General features: G+C 56.8%; 16 protein-coding genes. 7 read left to right on the top strand and 9 right to left on the bottom strand.

The genetic code is table 11. The annotated features are described in order from the left end of the window. Positions 1 to 50: 50 nt before the first annotated feature. Positions 51 to 584 carry an REP-associated tyrosine transposase gene (locus QRN38_RS15720; protein ID WP_007245643.1) on the bottom strand — a complete coding sequence of 178 codons (534 nt, stop codon included), beginning with the start codon at positions 582 to 584 and terminating at the stop codon, positions 51 to 53. 199 nt (positions 585 to 783) lie between these two features. On the opposite strand from QRN38_RS15720, the gene QRN38_RS15715 reads away from it, so the two are divergent. Next, complete coding sequence (locus QRN38_RS15715) at positions 784 to 1,509, top strand: 4'-phosphopantetheinyl transferase family protein (RefSeq protein ID WP_217997754.1); 726 nt, start codon at positions 784 to 786, stop codon at positions 1,507 to 1,509. On the opposite strand, the gene fhuF is transcribed toward QRN38_RS15715, so the two are convergent. Genes fhuF through QRN38_RS15700 form a run of 3 tightly spaced genes read right to left on the bottom strand, consistent with a single transcriptional unit; the run spans position 1,510 to position 4,572 of the window. After that, positions 1,510 to 2,256, bottom strand: coding sequence for a siderophore-iron reductase FhuF (fhuF, locus tag QRN38_RS15710; RefSeq protein WP_057418684.1), 747 nt, complete (start codon positions 2,254 to 2,256; stop codon positions 1,510 to 1,512). Continuing rightward, positions 2,214 to 3,824 (bottom strand): ATP-binding protein, encoded by a 1,611-nt coding sequence (locus QRN38_RS15705; protein WP_057418683.1) that lies wholly within the window; start codon positions 3,822 to 3,824, stop codon positions 2,214 to 2,216. The genes fhuF and QRN38_RS15705 overlap by 43 nt, the downstream gene beginning before the upstream one ends. A 4-nt stretch (positions 3,825 to 3,828) precedes the next feature. After that, positions 3,829 to 4,572, bottom strand: a complete 744-nt coding sequence (locus QRN38_RS15700; RefSeq protein ID WP_007245647.1) for a response regulator — start codon at positions 4,570 to 4,572, stop codon at positions 3,829 to 3,831. 697 nt (positions 4,573 to 5,269) lie between these two features. Between QRN38_RS15700 and QRN38_RS15695 the strand changes: the two genes are divergently transcribed. Then, positions 5,270 to 8,182 (top strand): ribonucleoside-diphosphate reductase subunit alpha, encoded by a 2,913-nt coding sequence (locus QRN38_RS15695; RefSeq protein ID WP_007245648.1) that lies wholly within the window; start codon positions 5,270 to 5,272, stop codon positions 8,180 to 8,182. 115 nt (positions 8,183 to 8,297) lie between these two features. On the opposite strand, the gene QRN38_RS15690 is transcribed toward QRN38_RS15695, so the two are convergent. The 3 genes from QRN38_RS15690 to QRN38_RS15680 all read right to left on the bottom strand — a co-directional run bounded on the left by QRN38_RS15690 (position 8,298) and on the right by QRN38_RS15680 (position 13,306). Continuing rightward, positions 8,298 to 10,805 (bottom strand): phosphoketolase family protein, encoded by a 2,508-nt coding sequence (locus tag QRN38_RS15690; protein ID WP_057419027.1) that lies wholly within the window; start codon positions 10,803 to 10,805, stop codon positions 8,298 to 8,300. A 72-nt stretch (positions 10,806 to 10,877) separates the two neighbouring features. Beyond that, positions 10,878 to 12,101: an acetate/propionate family kinase gene (locus QRN38_RS15685; RefSeq protein WP_057419026.1), complete on the bottom strand. Its 1,224-nt coding sequence runs from the start codon at positions 12,099 to 12,101 to the stop codon at positions 10,878 to 10,880. Between the two features lie 314 nt (positions 12,102 to 12,415). After that, positions 12,416 to 13,306: a universal stress protein gene (locus tag QRN38_RS15680; RefSeq protein WP_007245652.1), complete on the bottom strand. Its 891-nt coding sequence runs from the start codon at positions 13,304 to 13,306 to the stop codon at positions 12,416 to 12,418. A gap of 250 nt (positions 13,307 to 13,556) precedes the next feature. Between QRN38_RS15680 and QRN38_RS15675 the strand changes: the two genes are divergently transcribed. The 5 genes from QRN38_RS15675 (at position 13,557) to QRN38_RS15655 (ending at position 18,153) form a co-directional block, all read left to right on the top strand. After that, positions 13,557 to 14,309: a helix-turn-helix domain-containing protein gene (locus tag QRN38_RS15675; RefSeq protein WP_011103659.1), complete on the top strand. Its 753-nt coding sequence runs from the start codon at positions 13,557 to 13,559 to the stop codon at positions 14,307 to 14,309. Positions 14,310 to 14,343: 34 nt separating this feature from the next. Continuing rightward, the gene (locus QRN38_RS15670; RefSeq protein WP_005766615.1) at positions 14,344 to 14,793 is read left to right on the top strand and encodes a potassium channel family protein; all 450 of its coding nucleotides are present in this window, start codon (positions 14,344 to 14,346) and stop codon (positions 14,791 to 14,793) included. A gap of 121 nt (positions 14,794 to 14,914) precedes the next feature. After that, positions 14,915 to 15,562, top strand: coding sequence for a BON domain-containing protein (locus QRN38_RS15665; protein WP_024668026.1), 648 nt, complete (start codon positions 14,915 to 14,917; stop codon positions 15,560 to 15,562). A gap of 105 nt (positions 15,563 to 15,667) precedes the next feature. After that, positions 15,668 to 16,237, top strand: coding sequence for a GNAT family N-acetyltransferase (locus QRN38_RS15660; protein ID WP_057419025.1), 570 nt, complete (start codon positions 15,668 to 15,670; stop codon positions 16,235 to 16,237). Positions 16,238 to 16,905: 668 nt separating this feature from the next. Continuing rightward, positions 16,906 to 18,153, top strand: a complete 1,248-nt coding sequence (locus QRN38_RS15655; RefSeq protein ID WP_005766612.1) for a ribonucleotide-diphosphate reductase subunit beta — start codon at positions 16,906 to 16,908, stop codon at positions 18,151 to 18,153. Positions 18,154 to 18,661: 508 nt separating this feature from the next. Here the strand turns inward: QRN38_RS15655 and QRN38_RS15650 are convergent. After that, entirely contained in the window at positions 18,662 to 20,617 is a 1,956-nt protein-coding gene (locus QRN38_RS15650) for a hypothetical protein (protein ID WP_057419024.1), read from the bottom strand. Continuing rightward, positions 20,614 to 22,986, bottom strand: coding sequence for an ATP-binding protein (locus QRN38_RS15645; protein WP_057419023.1), 2,373 nt, complete (start codon positions 22,984 to 22,986; stop codon positions 20,614 to 20,616). Before QRN38_RS15645 ends, QRN38_RS15650 begins: the two co-directional genes overlap by 4 nt. Positions 22,987 to 23,000: the final 14 nt, after the last annotated feature.

Raw genomic sequence — 23,000 nt, 5'->3', positions numbered from 1 at the left:
GCACGATAGTTGCGATGATCGTTCCGCACGCTCTGCGTCGCAACACTTCGTTAATACCAGCGTTGAATATCGATCAAACCGCGCTGCCCTTCATAATCTCGGGCGCTGGAATATCTCCAGTGCTCGCCGACGTCCACATAGCCCCTCTTTACCGGGTTATGGTGAATGTAATCGAGCTTCTGCCGCATAACCTTTTCGCTCCACACCAGTTCGGCATGGGCTCCTTCCTGCCAGACCTGATAAACCCTGTCACTCTTGTGCAGGCGCTTGACAAACCGCAGACGCTCCAACGTGCTCTCGGCGTTGGCGTTCTCAAGTGCTTCGATTATCTGTCGAGCCGTAAACGACTTGAAACTGCTCACACATTTGTCCAGAGCGGGCGCTTGGGCCACAAAGTGCAAATGGTTTTCCAGTACGACATACCCGAAGAGCTGCAGTCCTTGATTAGCCTGTTGATAGCGCCAGGCATTCAACAGAATGTCTACCAGAACAGGCCGGGTAAAAAGCGGTAACCACTCCACCACTGTGCAGGTCAGGAAGTGAGGTTTTTCAGGTTCGGTGATGGTGTATCGACTCCGGCCCATCTGTTCATCCTTGAATCATCAGAGGTCCGAACGATACATCCCGACTGAGTGGGTGGAAATGATGAAAGTGTGACCAGTTTTTTGCTCTACTTGGCTTAGAGGACGCGGAGCGTCCAGAACGGCATGCGACGCGGAGCTTCGCACGATATGGCACCCAGCGCCCTTCCCTACAATCCAATCCCCCGGCAAAATGCCGCCCATGACTCAATTAACCAACCTCCCGCTTTGCTGCCCCGAACTCCTCCAGCACTGGCCACTGCCGCATGCGCTGCCGGGGGCGGTGCTGGTCAGTGGGCGTTTTGATCCGCACAAGCTGGGTGCCGATGACTTTCAGCGCTGTGCCGTCCAGACGCCTGCGAGCATTCAGCGCTCGGTCGCCAAGCGTCAGGCCGAGTTTCTCGCCGGTCGCCTGTGCGCCCGCGAGGCGCTAAGCCAGCTTGATGGCCGGCTGCATACCCCCACGCTGGGCGAAGACCGTGCGCCAATCTGGCCAAGTGATGTCTGTGGTTCGATCACTCACAGCACCGGCTGGGCCGCTGCGGTGGTGGCGCACAAGCAGCAATGGCGCGGGCTGGGGCTGGACACGGAAAACCTGCTGAGCCACGACCGCGCTTCACGCCTGGCCGGGGAAATCCTGACCGCCGCCGAGCTGGCCGACATGGCCGCCGGCCCGCAGGATCAACTAGCGTTGCGCGTCACTCTGACCTTTTCGATCAAGGAAGCGCTGTTCAAGGCCCTTTACCCCATCGTGCAAAAGCGCTTCTATTTCGAAGATGCACAATTGCTGGAGTGGTCCGCCGACGGCAACGCCCGCCTGCGACTGCTGATCGACCTGTCCAGCGAATGGCATGCAGGCAAGGAGCTGGACGGCCAGTTCAATGTGCTGGGCGATCATCTGTTGAGCCTGGTCGCGGTCGAAGGTTGATCACTCAGGCAGCGGGCAATGCTCGCAGCGCCCGACCCACTCAACCCGGTGGCTCAGACAACACACCCGCCGCTGCCGACGCGGCTCAGCCCCCTGCGCCTGCACCACATAACGCACCGCCTGAAACAACGGATTGGTCCGACCATCCGGCCGGCGTTTTTCAGTCAACAACGCCATACCCGCCGCCAGCGACGCATTGCTGCACTCAGCCAGTCGAGTAAGGCAGCCTTCCAGGTAATCACCGGCGCTGCTCCACAACACTGCGCCGGGCAGTTCGCCATACGCACTCAACGCGGTAATAAACGGTTGCAGGTTATCGTCCAGCAAACCGGCAAAGCGCTGAAACGGATCAACCGGAACATCCCGCCAGACCTCGCCCTGCCCCACCAACCTGACACCACAGGGCACGCCACGCTCGTCCAGCGCCACCCCCACCTGATCAAGCGTCAACGGCCAATGCCAGCCCTGCACCAGGCTGGCAACCAGCACCGGGGGAATGATCTGCATGAAGTAAAACTTGGCCCACTGCGAGACCAGCACCGGCAACTGACTGGGCATCAGTTGCGGCCCGTAAACACTCAGCAACAGTTGATCAAGCCGCGCGGGTTGCAGCAGTTCAGGCAACACCACCACCGGGCGCGGGTCATCTGCCGCCAGCAACGTGCACCCAAACGGCGCCAACGCTCCAGCAAACAAAGGCGAACTCAACGCGGCACCTGCGTGCGCGGCCAGGACAGGCTGAAACACGCCCCGCCCAGACCAACACTGCGCCCGACCAGCGCACGGCCTTCATGCCAGTGGATGATCCGCCGCACAATCGACAGGCCCAGCCCGTGCCCACCCGACGCGCGGGTACGGCTGTCGTCGATGCGCATGAAGGGCGTAAAAATCTGCTCCCACGCCTCTTCAGGAACGCCCGGACCGTCGTCGTCCACGTTGATGCGGCACTGCTGCGCGCCCAGTTGATAGCTGATGCGCACCTCGGTCTCGGCATGGCGCATCGCGTTGCTGACCAGGTTTTGCAGCGCCCTGTGCAGATAACGCGGCTCGGCCTCGACCCAGGCCGCCTCGCCCTCTTCAGACGTGAAACACTCGCCGCGCGTGATCCTGACATCCGCGCGCAGCGGGGCCAGTTCGGCGATAACCTGATCGATCAGCGCACCCAGATCGATGCGCTGAAAATTCAGGGTAGGCGCGCCCTGCTCCAGGCGCGCGTAAGTGAGCATTTCATCGACCAGCTTGTCGAGGTCCTGAATGTCGCTGTCCATGCCGCGCATGTACTTGAGCCGCGCCTCGGGCGTGGTGGCGTCGCTGACCATCTCCAGACCAAAACGCAGCCGCGCCACCGGCGTGCGCAGCTCGTGAGACACGGCGCGCACCAGTTCGCGCTGGATCATCAGCGAGCGTTGCAGGTTCTCGGCCATGCTGTTGAACGCCGACGCCACACGCCCGACCGAATCAGAACCCTCGGTGGGCACGCGGGTTTGCAGGCTGCCTTGCGCGATCAACGTGGCTGCGGCTTCCAGTTCCAGCACGCGTCGCTCCAGGCGCCGCACCAGCAAATAAACCACCAGACCGATGAAACACAGCCCCAGCAGGGCAATCAGCAGCAGCCAGTGCAGCGGATAGGGGGTCATCTGGTACAGCGGGCCGATCTCCAACACCCAGTTGGTGTCGACAATCCCGGCCAGCACGCGAATCGAATCGCCGCCCTTGCCCAGCGCCATCACCGTGTCGCCTTCATAGATGCGGCGGCGCTGATCGTCATCCAGGTCAGCCTGATCCAGCGCCAGCAGGTGCATGTCGAAGCCAAAACCCTTGTCGATGCGCAGCGCTTGCAGACGCGCCGGTTGCTCATCGACCGGAAAACGCACCAGCTCGTCGATCAACAGGTAGATAGTCGCCCGCGCCAGTTGCTCGGTGATCTGCTGAACTTCGCCGGTCAACAGCAGCGGCTCCGTGTCACTCAACTGGCGATAGACCCTGGCGGCGTGCGGCCCCATTTGCTCGACCACCACCTGGCCACGCGCCAGCCGACCGCGCGCGCCGCTGTCCAGATGAGCCTGCTCGACGCTTTGCAGGCTCAAGGGAATGCCCATCAGCCGCTCCCAGACCGCAAGCGCACGGCGCCGCTCGATGGCGTCGAGCGAAAGCAGATTGTCGGCCAGGACCGTAAATGTGCCGTGGGCCAGCCGCTCGCGGTACTGCTCGCCGCGCTCCTGATTGAGCACATGCAAGGCCAGTACGCCGAGCAGCGCGACCAGCACCAGAACGCCGAGCATACCGCCGTAGATGCGCAGAAAGATCGAGTTCATCAGGTCAGCCGCTGAACACGTGGCCGCTCATGTCCTGCGCTGCTTCAGGCACAAACAGGTAGCCCTTGCTGCGCACGGTCTTGATCAGGCGCGGATGAATGGGGTCGTCGCCGATCTTGGGACGAATGCGCGAGATACGCACGTCAATCGAGCGATCCTGGCCGTCGTAACCCACACCGCGCAACGCAGTGAAGATTTCTTCGCGGGACAGCGTGCGCCCGGCATTGGCCACCAGCAGCCACAACAGGTCGAATTCGGCACCGGTCAGCTCGATGCTTTGTTCGCGCAGCCAGGCCTCGCGCAACGCGTTGTCCACCACCAGTGGCCCGAACACCAGACGGCGCAGCTCGGCGGCCGGCACTTGCGGCGCTTCACTGCGGCGCAACAAGGCATGAATGCGCGCCAACAACACACGGGGGTGGACCGGTTTGCAGACAAAATCATCAGCCCCGGTGTCCAGCCCCTGAATATGATCGGTGTCGTCGGTGCGCGCGGTGAGCATCAGAATCGGCCCGTCGTAGCGGTCGCGCACGGTGCGGCAGATGCTGAAGCCGTCTTCGCCGGGCAGCATCAGGTCGAGAATCACCAAGTCCGGCTGTTCATCGATGATCCGCGCCGCCGCCAGCGCGCCATTGCCTTCTATCGACACGCTCAGGCCGTTATTCTGCAGATAATCGCTGGTCAGCTCGGCCAGGCGCAGGTCGTCTTCGACGATGAGCACGTGCCAGGTGTGCGGCTCCAAAGGCATCTCCCTACTGTTGTTATTGTGTGTTGCAACGCGGGGTTGCGGCCCCTTGTCGCAGGCGAGTGTAGCAACCGCAGCCGCTGCCGAACGAGAAGAAAGCAACGCGGCAAACGACATGCCAGATTGCCCTTGCAGCGCCGTTTTTTTGTGATAGGGTTCGCGCCCTCAAAAATCAGTCCCGTGGCGACGGTGCCTACAAAAATCGGTGACAAACGGTCCGGTCCAGTAGTTATGCGGCCTACACGCATGGTGTGCGTTTCATACACAAACTACACACACTTTATCCACAGGCCGTGCGTTGCAATTCATGTCCAAAACGCATTATCTTGTAGCCCGACGGCTAGGGACACCCTACATGTAGGGTTTCCTGCAAAAAACCCAGCACAACTCAATCGAGAAACTCAAGCACTTTTCTTGCGTTTGCGGGGTTGAAATTAAAGTCGTTTTCGTTACGCGTTCGTTCGCGCGGGGAGCAAAGCCGCGCAGTACACGGCTTGCAACATCGAACACGCATTCTTCATCAGATTTTCAAAGGATCGGGCTTGGCCCGGTCCTTTTTGGCTTCAAAACCTGGCAGCGGAAAAACACCCCCGCTGCCGCCTTCGTTTTGGAGCCTTGGGTCGCCTTTTGCGACTCACTGCTCGAAACGAAACGGTGGGCAGCAATGCCCAAACAAACTTAAAGGAACGTGGAGTCACACATGCAAACAGACACAACTCGCGAGAACTCGCCGACCGGCGCGCCGCAGGCAAGCCAGGCCCAACAGGATCTGTCTGCCACGGCCCCCGGTCAACTGCGCGTGATCAAGCGTAACGGTACTGTCGTCCCTTACACGGATGACAAGATCACCGTCGCCATCACCAAGGCGTTTCTTGCAGTTGAGGGCGGCAATGCTGCTGCCTCGTCGCGCATCCACGACACCGTTGCCCGCCTGACCGAACAGGTCAGCGCCACGTTCAAGCGTCGCATGCCTTCGGGCGGCACCATCCACATCGAAGAAATCCAGGATCAGGTCGAACTGGCCCTGATGCGTGCCGGCGAACAGAAAGTCGCTCGCGACTACGTGATCTACCGTGATTCACGTGCCAAGGAGCGTGCCGGTCGCGCCCCCGAAGATCAGGTTCAGGCTCACCCGTCGATCCGCATCACCCTCGCCGACGGCAGCTTTGCGCCGCTGGACATGGGTCGCCTGAACACCATCGTCACCGAAGCGTGTGAAGGCCTGGCTGAAGTCGACGCCGACCTGATCCAGACCGAAACCCTGAAAAACCTGTACGACGGCGTGGCGCTGAAAGACGTCAACACCGCACTGGTCATGACCGCGCGTACCCTGGTCGAGCGCGAGCCGAACTACTCGTTCGTCACCGCCCGCCTGCTGATGGACACCCTGCGCGCCGAAGGCCTGGGCTTCCTCGGTGTCGCCGACAGCGCCACCCACCACGAAATGGCCGACCTGTACGCCAAGGCGCTGCCTGCCTACGTCGCCACCGGTATCAAGTTCGAACTGCTCAACCCTGTGCTGGCTGAATTCGACCTCGAAAAACTCGGCAGGGCCATCAACCACGAGCGCGATCAGCAGTTCACCTACCTGGGCCTGCAAACCCTGTACGACCGTTACTTCATCCACAAGGATGGCGTGCGTTTCGAACTGCCGCAGATCTTCTTCATGCGCGTGGCCATGGGCCTGGCAATTGAAGAGAAAGCCCGTGAAGACCGCGCCATCGAGTTCTACAATCTGCTGTCGTCGTTCGACTACATGTCGTCGACCCCGACACTGTTCAACGCCGGCACCCTGCGTCCACAGCTGTCCAGCTGCTACCTGACCACCGTGCCGGATGACCTGTCGGGCATCTACCACGCGATCCACGACAACGCCATGCTGTCCAAATTCGCAGGCGGCCTTGGCAACGACTGGACACCGGTTCGTGCGCTGGGCTCGTACATCAAGGGCACCAACGGCAAGTCGCAAGGCGTCGTGCCGTTCCTCAAAGTGGTCAACGACACCGCCGTTGCGGTCAACCAGGGCGGCAAGCGCAAGGGCGCTGTCTGTGCCTACCTGGAAACCTGGCACATGGACATCGAAGAGTTCATCGAGCTGCGCAAGAACACCGGTGATGATCGTCGTCGTACCCACGACATGAACACCGCCAACTGGATCCCTGACCTGTTCATGAAGCGCGTCTTCGACGACGGCCCGTGGACCCTGTTCTCGCCTTCCGAAGTGCCGGACCTGCACGACCTGACCGGCAAGGCCTTCCAGGAGCGTTACGAGTACTACGAAGCGCTGACCGAATACCCGGGCAAGGTGAAACTGTTCAAGACCATCCAGGCCAAGGATCTGTGGCGCAAGATGCTCTCGATGCTGTTCGAAACCGGCCACCCCTGGCTGACCTTCAAAGACCCGTGCAACCTGCGCAGCCCGCAGCAGCACGTGGGCGTGGTTCACAGCTCGAACCTGTGCACCGAGATCACCCTGAACACCAACAAGGACGAGATCGCGGTCTGCAACCTGGGCTCGATCAACCTGCCGAACCACATCGTCAACGGCAAGCTGGACACCGACAAGCTCAAGCGCACCATCGATGTAGCCGTTCGCATGCTCGATAACGTCATCGACATCAACTACTACTCCGTGCCGCAGGCCCGCAACTCCAACCTGCGCCACCGTCCGGTCGGCCTGGGCATCATGGGCTTTCAGGACGCGCTGTACCTGCAGCACATTCCTTATGGTTCCGATGCTGCCGTGCAGTTTGCTGACAGCTCGATGGAAGCGGTCAGCTACTACGCCATTCAGGCGTCCTGCGACCTGGCTGACGAGCGCGGTGCCTACGAGACGTTCCAGGGTTCGTTGTGGTCCCAGGGTATTCTGCCGCTGGACTCGCAACAGATCCTCATCGAGCAGCGTGGCCAGAAGTACATCGATGTCGACCTGAAAGAATCCCTGGACTGGGCGCCGGTTCGTGCCCGTGTGCAGAAAGGCATTCGTAACTCGAACATCATGGCCATCGCACCGACCGCCACCATCGCCAACATCACGGGTGTGTCGCAGTCGATCGAACCGACCTACCAGAACCTGTACGTGAAATCGAACCTGTCCGGCGAATTCACCGTGATCAACCCGTACCTGGTTCGCGACCTCAAGGCCCGCGACCTGTGGGACTCGGTCATGATCAACGACCTCAAGTACTACGACGGTTCGGTGCAACAGATCGAGCGCATCCCGCAGGAGCTCAAAGAGCTTTACGCGACTGCCTTCGAAGTGGACACCAAGTGGATCGTCGACGCGGCAAGCCGTCGTCAGAAGTGGATCGACCAGGCTCAGTCGCTGAACCTGTACATCGCTGGCGCTTCGGGCAAGAAGCTGGACGTGACCTACCGCATGGCCTGGTACCGTGGTCTGAAAACCACTTACTACCTCCGTGCCCTGGCCGCGACCAGCACCGAGAAGTCCACCGTCAACACCGGCAAGCTCAACGCAGTATCGAGCGGCGGCCACGGCCCGGACGACTCGGCGATCACCGCCCCTCGCCCGACCGAAGCCGCACCTGCTGGCCCGGCCCCGGTGCCAAAGGCCTGCGCGATTGACGAGCCGGATTGTGAGGCTTGCCAGTAACCGTCAAGGCCTGACTTGCCCCCACGTTGGCAACACCAACGTGGGGGCAAACTGCTCTGCCCCTCACCCGCCTGAAAACGGCTCGCGCAACAACCCCATTCGCTAACCTTCCTCCTCACGCATCGGTAAATGTCTGCCCTCGGCTGTGCCCCTTGGCCAATGGCGGCGGTGTCTGAGATTCGCTGAAATCGGCCGTCCAGCTCCAGTTGCGGATCTCCGGCATGTCTTCAAAATGTTCGCGTATCCAGGTGTGATGCTTGCGTAACTGACTTTCGAAAAAATGCACTGCATCCAGACTCTGCGCGCGTAACCGGGGTACATGGCTCAATGCGTCGATGGCCAGTTGATAACGGCTCAGGCGGTTGAGCACGACCATGTCGAATGGCGTCGTCGTGGTGCCACGATCACTGAAACCACGAACGTGAAAGCGTGCCTCGTTGGCGCGGCCATGCACCATGGAATGGATCACCCAGGTCGAACCGTGAAACGCGAACATCACCGGCGCATCTCGGGTAAACAATGCCTCGAACGACACATGGTCCATGCCGTGCGGCCGATCTTCTGGCGCGCTTAAAATGCCGAGGTCGACAACATTGACCAGCCTTACCCAAATACCCGGCACGTGTTTTTGCAGCAACCAGGCTGCGGCTACTGCCTCGGTGGTCGGTACATCGCCGGCACAGCCCAGCACAACATCCGGCTGCTCACCGTCGTCACTGCCTGCGAAGTCCCAGATCGACGCACCCTGGGAGCAATGCTTGAGCGCTGCGTCGAAATCCAGCCATTGAAAGTCCGGCTGCTTGCCGCAGGTCACGACATTTACGTAGTTGCGGCTGCGCAGACAGTGGTCGAAGACGTTGACCAGGCAATTGGAATCCGGCGGGTAATACACCCTCACCACGTCGGCCCGGCGTTGCAACACGTTGTCGACGAAGCCGGTGGACTGATGGCTGAAACCGTTGTGGTCGTTACGCCAGGCGTGGCTGCTGATCAGAATGTTGAGCGAAGCCAACGGACGCCGCCAGGCAAACTCGCGGCTTTGCTGCAACCACTTGGCATGCTGGGTGACCATGGAGTCGACCACCTGGGCGAACGCTTCGTAGGTCGACCACATGCCGTGCCGGCCAGTCAGCAGGTAACCCTCCAGCCATCCTTCGCACAAGTGCTCACTGAGCACTTCCATCACCCTGCCCTCCGTGGCCAGGTGTTCGTCAATCTCCAGGCAGGGTCCTGCCGCGGTACGGTTGCTGGCCTCGAACACAGCGTTGAGGCGATTGGAATTGGTCTCGTCAGGCCCGAAAACTCGGAAGTTATGCGGGTTGTTACGCATCACATCACGCAGGTACTCGCCCAGGCGGCGCGGTGCTTCGGCGATGACCTGGCCGGGGCCTGGCACCTCCAGGCCATAGTCGGCAAAGTTCGGTAGCTCCAGCGCTACCAGCACGCGGCCACCATTCACACTTGGGACAGCGCCCATGCGCAACGCCGATGGCGGGGTCAGCGCCTGAAGCTCGGGCAACAACCGGCCCTTCTGATCGAACAACGTCTCGGGCGAGTAACTGCGCATCCAGCTCTCCAGTTGCTGGAGGTGTTGCGGGTTACCGATGACATTGGCAAGCGGCACCTGATGAGCGCGGAACGTGCCTTCCACCGGCACGCCATCCACGACTTTCGGCCCGGTCCAGCCCTTGGGGCTGCGCAGGATAATCATCGGCCAGCGTGCACGCGCAGCGCCACCGTCCTTTCTGGAGCGCGCCTGTTGTTCGCGGATCGCGTCGTGACAGGTATTGAGTGCGGCGGCAAACCGTTGATGCATGCCTGGCAAGTCATCACCCGCGACGATAATCGGCTGGTAACCGCGCCCTCGGTACAGTTCGATCAGCTGCTCGTCCGGCAAGCGCGCTTCGACCGTCGGCCCGGAAATCTTGTAGCCATTGAGGTGCAGGATCGGCAGCACCGCACCGTCCCGGCGAGGGTCAAGAAAGTGAACACTTTTCCAACTGCCTTCCAGCGGGCAGGTTTCAGCTTCCCCATCACCAATGACGCAGGCGACCAGCAGGTGGGGGTTGTCAAAGGCCGCGCCATAGGCATGCATCAGCGAATAGCCCAGCTCTCCGCCTTCATGCATCGAGTTGGGCGTGTGCGGGCCGCAATGGCTGGGGATGCCACCGGGGGTGGAGAAGCTGCGAAAGAAACCCAGCATGCCCTCTTCATCCGAAGAGATGTCGGGGTGCACCTCGCTGTAAGTGCCTTCAAGCCAGGCGCAGGCATTCATGGTCGGGCCGCCATGACCTGGGCCGGAGATGAAAATCGTCTCGATCCGCCGCTCGCAGATCAAGCGGTTGAGGTGCACATAGATAAAATTCTGCCCAACCGAGGTGCCCCAGTGCCCCAGCAACCGAGGCTTGATGTGCTCGGCCAGTAACGGCTCGCGCAGCAGCGCATTGGCCTTGAGGTAGATCTGCCCGACGCACAGGTAATTGGCGGCATTCCAGTAACGATGCAGCCGTGACAGCAGATCGGCGTCCAGCGGTCCGGCTTCGCTGCCTGGCCGTTCAGGAGGGGTAACCGATTCAGCGTCCGATTGTTCGGCGCTGGAAAGCGTTGAGTTGAAGTGATACATGGCGACTCCATAGGGTGCGATGCACAAACCTTGCGACTCGCAGGTTTCGATGTGTGGAAGGCGTGAAAGGGTTCAGGTGCGCTCGTGCAGCAGCCCGAGCGCATGGCGGGCGATGATGGCGTTCTCGTCAGTGGCAATCACCCAGGCCGAAACAGCGCTGTCGGGGTGCGACAGTCGGGCGCCAGGCTGAGTCGCTACCGCCCTGTCGCGCTTGAGGCCCAGCCAGGCGCAACCGTCAAGAATCGCGTCGCGCACGTCGGCAGCGTGCTCACCGATACCGCCGGTAAAGACCAGCGCATCAATACCGCCCAGAATCGCGGCCAGGCTGCCGATCTCGCGCACCACGCTGCGCACAAACAATGCAATGGCGTCTCGCGCCTCTGGGGCCTGGCTGACAGACAGCTCGCGCATGTCACTGGAAATACCACCGGAGACGCCCAACAGCCCGCATGCGTGATACAGCAAATGCTCCAGCGCCTGCACACTCATGCGGCGCTCGCGCAGCAGGTACAGCAGCACGCCGGGGTCCAGGCGCCCCGGGCGCGTTCCCATCAGCAGACCGTCCAGGGTACTGAAGCCCATGGTTGTGCCGCGACTGACCCGGTTGTGCATCGCGCACAAACTTGCGCCATTGCCCAGATGAGCAACGATTGTCCGCCCTTGTGCCGCACGCTGATCGTAGTGCGGGAGCACGCTGGCGATGTATTCGTAAGACAAGCCGTGAAAGCCATAGCGCCGAAGGCCCTGCGCGGTGAGCGCCGCAGGCAGGCCGAAACGGGTTTCGAGCGCGTCCAGAGTGTGGTGAAAGGCGGTATCGAAACAGGCGAATTGCACCAGCCCGCCGTGCTCACGGCTCAAATAGGTCATGGGTGCCAGGCACAACGGCTGATGCAAGGGCGCCAGCGGAACAAGCGCCTGCATGTCAGCCATGAGCACAGCATCGACCCGCGCCGCCACTTGCGTGCGGCTGCCCCCATGAACGACACGGTGCGCAGCGGCGCAAATCTGCCCGTCTGCGTGGCGCTCGATCCAGCCCATCAGGTTGGCCAGCGTGCCGCTGTCTGGCGAGGCCTTGTTTAACGAGGCATCGTTGCGTGGCCACTCCTCGCGCTTTTGCGCACAACCGTCAGCGCCCTGAAAGATCAACCTTTCAATGTCCTTGCGCACCTCGAAACTACCATTGCCCAGGCACTGCGGCCCGGACGCTGCCAGCGCAGCCGCGCTGTACAGAGAGAACTTGATGCTGGAAGAACCTGTGTTGAGCACCAGCAGCAAGGGTTGTGATTGATCCGTCATGGAGCACTCCGCAGATGGCTCTGGATTCGCCTCAGCGAGACCTTGGTCAATGCAAACAACCGGAGGTCAGTCTGAGCGTCGCAGACACAGCGGTATTGATCTGGATCAGAAAGCCACGACAGACAGGGCGTAGATGTAGGGACGACGAGCTGTTTTCACTCGCGTATCGACCTTCTCAGGAACTCACCCATGCGCCACCTGGCCAGGGCGTTGGGTTTCACGTCCAGCGGTGACCCGCTGGACGCCACTCAAGTGGTGTACCGGTTGAAGCTCAACTAATACCGGCCACCGCCACTCCCGTGCCGAACCAAAACTCAAAGCGCAGAAAGGCGCGGGTTCAGCGCCAGCAGGCTGCCTGACAGATGATGAGCGACCTGCTCGGTGGTGCTGCCCAGCAACGTATCGACACGATTACGGTGCAGCGTGCCCATGACAATCACATCGATGCCCTCGGCCAGAACAAACGCGCTGATCACCTTCGCCGGGCTGCCCGTGACCACGTGCCTGCATTCATCGGGCACTCCAAACCGGTCTGCCAACTGATCAAAGGCTTCTTGATCGGTCTCATACAGCGTGTGCTCCAGGCTCGTTGAAAGCCCCAGATCACCCGCCGAAGCAAAGATGTAGGCCATGTCATGGGCGTAAAGCAGATGCAATTGCGCATTGCACTGCGCTGCCAGCTTCTCGGCACTCTTGATGATGACTTCATTGACGTCACCGAACTGCTCCTCGGTCCGATACGGATCGACGGCCGCCAGTATCTTGCGCGGCAGCGCGTGGTCCACGTTAGCTACCAGGTGCAACGGCACCGGACAGTCATGCAGCAGCCGGATGTCCAGCGAAGTGAACATGGCGCGCGTCAGCCAGGATTCGTGTCCGATGTCCTTGATTACCATCGAGGGCTTGATCTCATGCACATGCGCCATGATTTCATCCAGTGGACGCATGACCCAGACCACTTCCGTGGTCACTTCCACACCTGATTGTCGTATCAACTGTGCCTGCTGCTCCAGCCATTGGCGGTGGCTGGCCAGATAACCATCGCGCATCTCGTTCAATGCCCTTTCGTTGAGCAGTCCGGCTGCGGCCAGGCCCTCGACGTAATCGAAAGCGACAATATGCAACGCCGCACTTTTAGCCCGAGCAAGCGCCGCGGCACGTTCAAAAGCCGGGGTCCTGCTCATCAATGGCGACGCAATCAACATTAAACGCTCTGACTCGAACACGGTGCACCTCACTGACACGGGTGACGATCACACGGCTGAAAAGCGATCGGGGGGGATTACTGCCTGTTCATTCTCGATGGCCCGGCACACTGCGGCTTGATCTAAATCAACACCGGCAAGGAGCTCACGCACACAACAACCACGCAACAGCCCCGCTCATCCACATTTGAAATGCCTGCTATCACTGCACGCTCGACGCGCCTATGCTGATTTGAACAAGGAGCACCCTATGACCGCCCATCTGGCAGCCATCAACGGTTTGCGTCTCAAGGCAGAGTGCTCCAATTGCGGTGTTCGAGAGCTGTGCCTTTCAGTCGGCATGAGCCTCACCGACACTGATCGCTTGTCCGCAATCATTCCTCAGCCCATCAAGGTGAAGAAAGGCGCAGCGCTTTATCACGCTGGCGATCCATTGCAATCGCTGTATGCGGTGCGGTTCGGTTTTTTCAAAACGACGATCTCTTCGCAGGACGGGCGCGACCAGCTGACCGGGTTTCAGATGTCGGGGGAATTGCTGGGCTGTGACGCCATCAGCAACGACTGCCACGTGTGCGATGCCATTGCGCTGGAAGACAGCGAAGTGTGCCCCATTCGTTTCACCCATCTGGAACGACTGTCGCGAGAAATGCCGTCACTGCAACACAACCTCAATCGCGCACTGAGCAAAGAGATCGTTCGCGACCATGAGATGTTGCTGCTGCTGGGCAACCTCAATGCAGAAGAACGCATGGCCGCCTTCCTGCTCAACCTGTCTGGCCGGATGTTCAACCGGGGCTATTCAGCCACAGCGTTTGTGTTGCGCATGACCCGTGAAGACATCGGCTCCTACCTTGGGCTACGGCTTGAAACCATCTGCCGCGCCATCGCCAACCTGCGCAATCTGCGCATCGTCAGCATTTCCGGACGCCAGGTGGAGATTCTCGACTTAAACCGCCTACAGGCATTGATCCACGGATGCAGCTACCGCGCAAAAAGCCTGTGAACCACCGCCGCCGGTTCTGGCTGGAAACCCTTCAATGATCGCGGTCACACTGATCAATATTCTGATCATCACCACGGTGGTCATTGTTCACTACGAATGCCTACTGCGTCTGAACGGGCTGATGCCCAGGCTCAATCTCTGGCACCGGTTCAGGATGGTGTTCGGTGTATTGGGCGCGCTGGTCGCTCACGCCATCGAAGTCTGGATATTCGCGCTGGGCTATTACCTGATGAACCGCTCGGATTCACTGGGTCGCCTGACGGGCAACTTCGACGGCAGCTTCATGGATTCGGTGTACTTCTCGTTCACCACGTTCACCACCATCGGTTTCGGCGACATCACGCCCACTGGCCCGCTCAAATACCTGACAGGACTTGAAGCCCTGACGGGGCTGGTGCTCATCACCTGGACGGCGTCCTTCCTGTTTATCGAGATGCAGAAGTACTGGGGCACCCACACCGACCGCTCAGCACGGCGCAGATAAGCGGGTGTAACGCAAAGGGCTTTAACTGACAAAACTCAATGTTTGACCTGCCGGAGGGTATTCAATGATGTGACTGCGGCACGGAATAAGCAGCCGCAGTCCATCATTTAGAGGGCTCAGCATGAGCGACCTGACGTTACGTAGAACGATTCTGGACGAGCTTGAGTTTTTGCCCCACATCGACGCTGCCGCAATTGGCGTCACGATAGAAAACGGCGTGGTGGTGCTCAGCGGGCATGTGAAAACCTTCGCCGAAAAAATCGCCGCCGAACGCGCAGTCAAGAGCGTCAAAGGCGTCAAAGCCGTGGCCGTGGAACTTGAAGTACGGGTGCCGAGCAGCCTCTACATCGACGACAGCGTGATCGCCTCGCGTTGCCTGGACCTGATTGGCTGGAACACGATATCGCCCGACCAGGCCATACAGGTCAAGGTGCAGCACGGACGGGTAACGCTTGAAGGCGATGTGCAATGGCAATACCAGAAAGAAGCCGCACAAAAAGCCATCAACACCCTCGCAGGCGTTACGGGCTTCGACAACCGGCTGATCGTCAGGCCTGAAAATGCGTGCCTGGACATCAAGACACTGATCGAACAAGCCCTGGCCCGAAGCTCGGAACTGGACGCCAGCAAAATTCGCGTCACCGCCGAGGGCAATCAAGTAAGGCTTGAAGGCTACGTTCACCGCTGGCGTGAACGCCAAGCGGTCGAACATGCGGCCTGGGCAGTGCCAGGTGTAAAGAACGTGGACAACCATCTGCTCATCAACTGACCGACTGTCTGCCGACCCGGTCAGCGAGCCGATAACAGCGGTGTCGCACCTTGACCGGACTAGGCTGCAAAAGGACATTTCCCTCGTTCATCCGGAGCTACTCGCATGCCCTACACAGCAGACATCCTCAAACGCTTCAACGAAGACACTGACGATCTGGCGGGCGGGTTCTGGATCGAGAAGCTGCGCGATGGCACCCCGGTCCTGATTCGCCAGCTGGCCGATAAAGACCGTGCCCGGGAGTTCTCCTTTTTAACGAACCTCGGCGAGGACATCGCGCATTTTCGCTTTCTGGGATCGTTCAGCACACATGCGAAGGTGCATGATCAGCTCATGGACATCGACCTGCATAATCGCATGGCCTACATCGCACTGGCCTACGACAACGATGAACTGACGGAGATTGGCGTTGCTCGTTACGGTGCCTATGAAGGCGACGCGCATTGCGAATTCGCCATTGCCGTTTCTGAAAAATGGCAACGTCGAGGCGTGGCCACAGCGCTGCTGAAGCGACTCATGGAAACCGCGACGAAGGAGGGTTTCAGCAAAATATCATCAATGGACGCCTCTAAAAATCTGGCCATGGACGGGCTGGCAACCAGCATGGGTTTCACCTGCCGCGTGGACGAAAAATACGGGCCCAGAATTTTTCATGAGTATGTTCTGGTGCAGTGAGCGAGCACCTCAGGCATGCGCAACACGTAGGGTATGAGCGATGCATGATTGCACCGCCCATAACCATTCGTCGCCTGTCATTGCGAGCAATCCCTTGCGTGCAATCCGCCCTTCTCCGCCCCAGACCGCGTTCTGCATGTAGCGGGCAAGCATTGACCCGCATCACATCCCGAACACTGATCAGAAATCCGGGCGCGCAGCCGATTGCAGCAATTCACGCATCACTATATGCTGCGCCCCTGATTCGAAAAAAACACTACATAAGGGATTTACGCCCGGACACCGCGCCTTCATGAGCCTGCTCACTGAATCCCGGAGTCATTCACAACAGGCGTAATGTCCACATCAAAATCAGTCACACATGCGCAGGGGTCGGACAAAATCTGTATAATCTCGCGCTCGCTCAAGGGTACTCAAATGACCATTTGCAAAACCTGCAAACCTGGCTTGTCTGAAAGCAACCTCGAGCTTTCGATCTGCTCGCCTGTAAGGCACAGCCTCGGCAGCACATTCAAAGAGCGACCGGCACACTCATAAGCCGGCCGATCGCGACAGACCCCGAGTAAAAATTCCATTGCCAGCGCACGTTCAGCGCGACGCTGGCAGCCCATACTTTGAAAATCCAACAGGGGTGCCACAGGCAACCCCTCAGGCAGGAGACGTACACCATGCTGAGCTGGGACGAATTCGATAAGGAAGACGGCGAAGTAGTCGCCAAAGCGACCAACGCCGGTCACGCCAACGAAGCCAACATGGACCGCCTCGACAGCGCTGGCGGCCTCGCAGCCCAAGAAGCCCGCGCCGTGACCGCCGCCGACTCCGCAGCCCTGATCCGCGCCAAGAAAGCGCTGGACGCACTGGACGTCGCCGAAGGCCTGGCCGAACTCGAAGGCGCCAGCGCCCGCGTCGCCGTTGACGAAAAAATGATGATCAACTGCCGCGCCGACCTCAATCAGCTCGTGCCGTTCAAGTACGACTGGGCCTGGCAGAAATACCTGGACGGTTGCGCAAACCACTGGATGCCGCAAGAAGTCAACATGACCGCCGACATCGCCCTCTGGAAAGACCCGGAAGGCCTGACCGACGACGAGCGCCGCATCGTCATGCGTAACCTGGGCTTCTTCTCCACCGCCGACTCACTGGTTGCCAACAACCTGGTACTGGCCGTGTACCGCCTGATCACCAACCCGGAATGCCGCCAGTACATCCTGCGCCAGGCCTTCGAAGAAGCGATCCACACCCACGCCTACCAGTACTGCATCGAATCGCTGGCCATGGATGAAGGCGAGATCTTCAACATGTACCACGAGATCCCGTCGGTCGCTAAAAAAGCAGCCTGGGGCCTGAAATACACCCGTTCGATCTCCGATCCGAAGTTCGAAACCGGCACCGTCGACACCGACAAAGAGCTGCTGCGCAACCTCATCGCCTACTACTGCGTACTGGAAGGCATCTTCTTCTATTGCGGCTTCACCCAGATCCTCTCCATGGGCCGCCGCAACAAAATGACCGGCGTCGCCGAGCAGTTCCAGTACATCCTGCGCGACGAGTCCATGCACCTGAACTTCGGCATCGACGTGATCAACCAGATCAAAATCGAAAACCCGCACCTGTGGGATGCCGAGATGAAAGAAGAAGCCACGCAGATGATCCTGCAAGGCACCCAGCTGGAAATCGAATACGCCCGCGACACCATGCCTCGCGGCGTGCTGGGGATGAATGCGGCGATGATGGAGGACTACCTGAAATTCATCGCTAACCGCCGTCTGAGCCAGATTGGCTTGAAGGAAGAGTACCCAGGGACGACGAATCCGTTTCCTTGGATGAGCGAGATTATGGACTTGAAGAAAGAGAAGAATTTCTTTGAGACTCGGGTTATTGAGTATCAGACTGGTGGGGCGTTGAGCTGGGATTGATGGGTTTGGGCCTAGTTTTTCAATAACCGCTGAATTTTTTTCACTTTTATTGAATTTTCACCGGCTCTATAGTGTTTAGTCAGAAAAAATGTCACTCGAGTTGGACTGAACACACCAAATCAGCATAGAAACGTAAAAAGCTACCTGGGCCGTAAGCCGAAGGTGGCTTTTTTGCATAAGCGAATTAAATGAAAGATTGAGCTGAGACGTCTTTGCACGCTGATTCTCCATAAAACGCCTTGCCGCATGCCAACATTCGCTAGGACTTGATGTGCCTCCAACCGGCACACTGCTACTAAGGTTATCCACATTTGCTGGAGAAAAATCCATCAGCCCCCCCTGGGTCAACTTTCAATCGGAAGGGTGGGTCAGTTTTCAGTTAACGCCAGCACGCTCCTAGCTAGATACAGCAAAAAATCGCCAACCCGGCGATCTTTGCTGTTAATCACTTCGTACACGTTACAACTCGGCACGAAGACTTACGCAAGAGTTATTAGCAAAAAAATTGCTATTTACTTTTGAACAGTGAAATCACCAAAACCGCTTCTTGCTCGGGACTGACATCTCGCCCCCCATTTACTTTCGCATATGCAGTAGTAGAGTTTGGCCGAACAAGAACCATCTTTGCGCATTCCTCTTCGCTGATACCGTCTACACCTGCCATCGGTCTTACAATATCATCTTCGGGGGCAACACCTTCTGCTCGTGTATGAATCATATACATCAACTTTTCTTCAAAAGCCTCAGACTCCACTATTTTTCTAAGGGTTACAGCAGAAGGGAATGTTGAATTTCGATCCAGCCATGCTTTTATCTTTTTACGAATACGCCGCACTGTGGCGTCAGATATGATGTACAAAGCTTGCTTGCCATCCTCTGTGTCTGCCACAGCTGCTGCACATGGCTCATTCACGTCATCATTGTCCACTGCTACCCACTTCACGCCATTTGATACACAGACACCGATCCCCATGGGCTGAAGCATGTTTGGTGCACGTTGCACACCAATACGGCTGAGATCCGCCGTGATGGCATGCTGGAGTTGAATCGCGTAAAGCGGACGCAATCTTCCGACCCTAACGTAATCAGACTCATCTTTTTCAAAGGCGGACATTTCTTCAACATGCCAAGTATGAAGCCGCTTCTTATTCCAGTCGATTGAAAACTGTTTTAATGTGTCGTTAGGACTACTGATAATAGTTGTCGGTATGCCACCATCGCCAGTAGGTGTGGTAGCAAGAGTAACCTTCTTGACACGCCCTTCACAAACAAAAATGGTCCTTTCTTTAAGCTTTTCGGGTCGTACCAAATCACAAGCAGGCGTTGCAATTACATAAGCTTTTTTAGGACTTCCTGAAGCGTATTCATCCTTTAAAAAGAAAACATCTCCTAGATAAAAATAACCATCTTTCGGTCCAAGGCCTCTGGCGGCTTCACTTTCAAGTCGGAAATTTGAATGTAGTATATTTCCAGAGTAAATCTTACCCGCCGCGTAGGTCAGACCAAAACGGGAGCGAGGCAATTTTTGCAGCTTCCAGCCGTCAAGTTCAGCAGCAAGATTCCATAGCTCGGGAGACGACTCCACTTCGTTGACCAGATATTCCAACAACAGATCGGAAATATAGGTACCCAAACCGACCTTCTCTATCGCCGCGGTATTATGATGCAGAACAAAGTAATCGGGTAAGTCCAAGCTTCTTAACGTATTCCCTACATTTACCGCAGCTTTTCTTATCGCACCTTCAATAAAACCGATCCTATCATGCAAGCGATGAAGCTCTGGCAAAAATCGAATATAATTGGTAAATACCGCCTGCATTTCATCTTCATCACGGAAATTCTGTTTTGATATCGCTTCAAACTGTGAAGCAAAAATCTGCGCCTCCAGAAAAAAACTTTCCCTAAAGTTTCTAAGTGGCGTTGTCAGAGTTGACATTAAAAAAACAAACGGCTTGCATGTGGGATACATTTCCCGAGTTTTTTTATATACCTCTACAGCATCAGCTGTTGTTATAGGATCGCCATTTTCACGCAATCGCAAATCGATAAAAACCAATTGCGGCTCAGACTTACAATCATGATAGCTGTCAACACCAAAGCGCTCAGATTCCACACCGCTTTTCTTTAAAAAGTCTATCAAAATTTCAAGATCTGACTTTTTCCCACTGCGATCTGTAAAAAAATCAGAAAACAATACCTCTCCAGCTTCTCCGAATTCCGCTCGTGAGTTGAAGATCGAGTGTGTATGTTCTAGCACCTGTAACGCCTCTATCGCATCAGCGTCAGTGATATCTGCAATACCAGTAAGCTCCCCAATTCGCTCTAGGGCTGGCAGATCAATTCTGTCGATAAAGTGCTGCACATCCTCTTGAGCTAGCCCTTTAGTCGGAGCCAAATCAAAAGCGTCATCAATAAAATGTGCGTTCTTAACTCCGACGCTTGCAAAAAGCTCCATCAAACTCATTCCATTGACTCCTTCAATTCCAACTCAAATGTATTAAAACGATTGCTTCGGTAGCGACCTTCATCGACGAGGTATAGCCCGCCTCCAAGCATCTCCGCATTTTGCCTTGCTATGTATAAACCTAGCCCCTGGCGTCGTGCAGCAGAAGTATTTTTCGTCGAATAAAAAGGCTCAAACACGGACTCCTGCCGCCCCACGGGTATACCCGGCCCGTTATCCGAGTACTTAATCCTGAGGGGTGACTCTAAGACTTCTATAACTAGCTCCCCCTCAAAACTAGCGTGCTCACACCTAAAAACATCAATCCAGTAAATCGAGTTATTAATTAAATTTTCTAAAATTTGTACTACATGACCTTCAACAATAAATGCATTAACCACTTTTGACTTAGACACAATTGAGGGCGCTATTCGATGCCGATCAAACTGAGCAGTGTGAGCGTCCAACACGTATGTCAATACATCATATATATTGACATTGCTTCGTCGCTGCCTTGCACTCACTGACAGTGGCTCTAAGGTATGGAGTCTCTTCTGAATAACTTTAATCTGCTGACCAAGCACTTTGAAAGCAGCAGAAGTCTCTTCATCTACGCTTTTTTTTCCGATTCTTTTTAGGGTAACTTGTGTTAATTCTGTCGCACGGGTTAGCTCATGCGCGATCACTTCGACCATCAATCCAACACCTGCCAACTGGGTCAGTCGTTCCTTTTCCTCTTCAATGGTGCTTATCCGCAGAACGGCCCGCGCATGTGCGTCTTTGACCTCAAGAAAGGCGTCTTTCACTTCTTCCAACAGCCTCGCATCACCACTAAAGTCTTTTCTAATGGCCTTCAAACTTGCTTTGGTTCTTTGCTCCAATGTATCTACGGCAGAGCTTTCCTTCAGTGAGTCGAAGGTTAATTCAGTTTGTCGCTTTTGTACCTTACCGGCATCATTAAGATAATCGTGCCACCACCTAGAGACCACCACATTCAACAGCTGGACCAATACCTCACTTTCTGGACAATCCTTTAGTCCCTGCCGGTTAGTTTGATCCAACAACTTCGGGTTGTTATTCCTTGAAATATTGACACGCCCGATCAACTGCTTGGTGTTCAGCTTATACCCACTGGCGGCAAGTGCCTCACGATCCAAACCAAGCCAATCGTCCCCCGAATCACCGTATGGTAGTACCCGATATCCATCGCGAAAAAGACAAATACCGGTCCATGCTTTGATCAAAGACCTTACCGCTTCACGATCCCCCACACCCTCCATCGCTTTTAGTCGCTGCCGGTTAAACCAATAAAATTCAAAGGTGAAGGGGCCAAGCGTTTTGAGTATTGAGTGCGGCTGCCCGCTCTGCTTCAGGCCCGACTGAGAATACAGATCGCTCAAGTCAAAAACGTGCTCCGTCTTTGGACCATCATACAAACTGGATTCAAGGTTAACTATTAACCTCGGCAGACCAGAAACCACCTCATATCGCCCATGGCACTTACCATGAGCATTTTCCAACAGCCCTTTGGCAACAACCTTAACTTGATCAACGGCAACGCCATTGAATTCTAGCCGAACCTGAAAGCGGCGTTTCTCGGCCCACGAAAAAGGATCCATCATCCGAGAAATTTGGGATCTGGCTATACTAAGCAGACGCTCAGACGTCCAAGCTGCGGAGATGTCCGAAATTATTACTCTAGTGAACGAAACTCCAAGCTCTTTACGACCACCATATTCAGGCTTGATTATTACGCTGCTCGCCGGCTTATCATAGGCGCGTTCAAACTCACTCCAGTCAATTACCAACACATTGACCTTGTCATCATCCACAGTTGCAGTTTCAACGCGCAGATGCCGCCCTAAGCGCATGGCAGAGAGACGACCAACGCCTTTCTCGCCAAGATAAGGTGACTTATCATCGCCAGCCGCCAAAGATTCATTGACTGCTTTTGCTCGACTCGTCGTGCCAATGGTTAGAAATACTTCCTTAAGATCATCGCGAGACATCCCATGCCCGGAGTCTGAGACAACAATCCTATTGCACCACCTGTAGGCCTCAGCTACTTCCTCCTTAAATTCCTCAATAGACTTAGTGCTCTGCACCGCAGATAGAAAACGATCTTTAAGCTCTTCCGGGGCGTTAGCCAATACACGATTAGCCGTTTCGCTTTTTAGCTGTGCAAGCGTTACACCTTCACGACTCTCGATCATATCCAGCACGCTGGACACGTCAGATGATCTAATCACAATTTCAAAGACGACATCGACACCAGTTGTAGACTTCGCATCTATCGAGTTTTTTATAAGCTCGTATAGGGCAACAGCATCCGACGATATCAGGTCAGCCCCCAGGTGCAGAATAGTCCTTGCAGTAATTTCAAATGACATATATTAAAATCCTT

Source organism: Pseudomonas sp. CFBP2511 (assembly GCF_030209255.1).
Taxonomy (GTDB): domain Bacteria; phylum Pseudomonadota; class Gammaproteobacteria; order Pseudomonadales; family Pseudomonadaceae; genus Aquipseudomonas; species Aquipseudomonas avellanae.
This window is presented reverse-complemented; position numbering and strand designations above follow the sequence as displayed.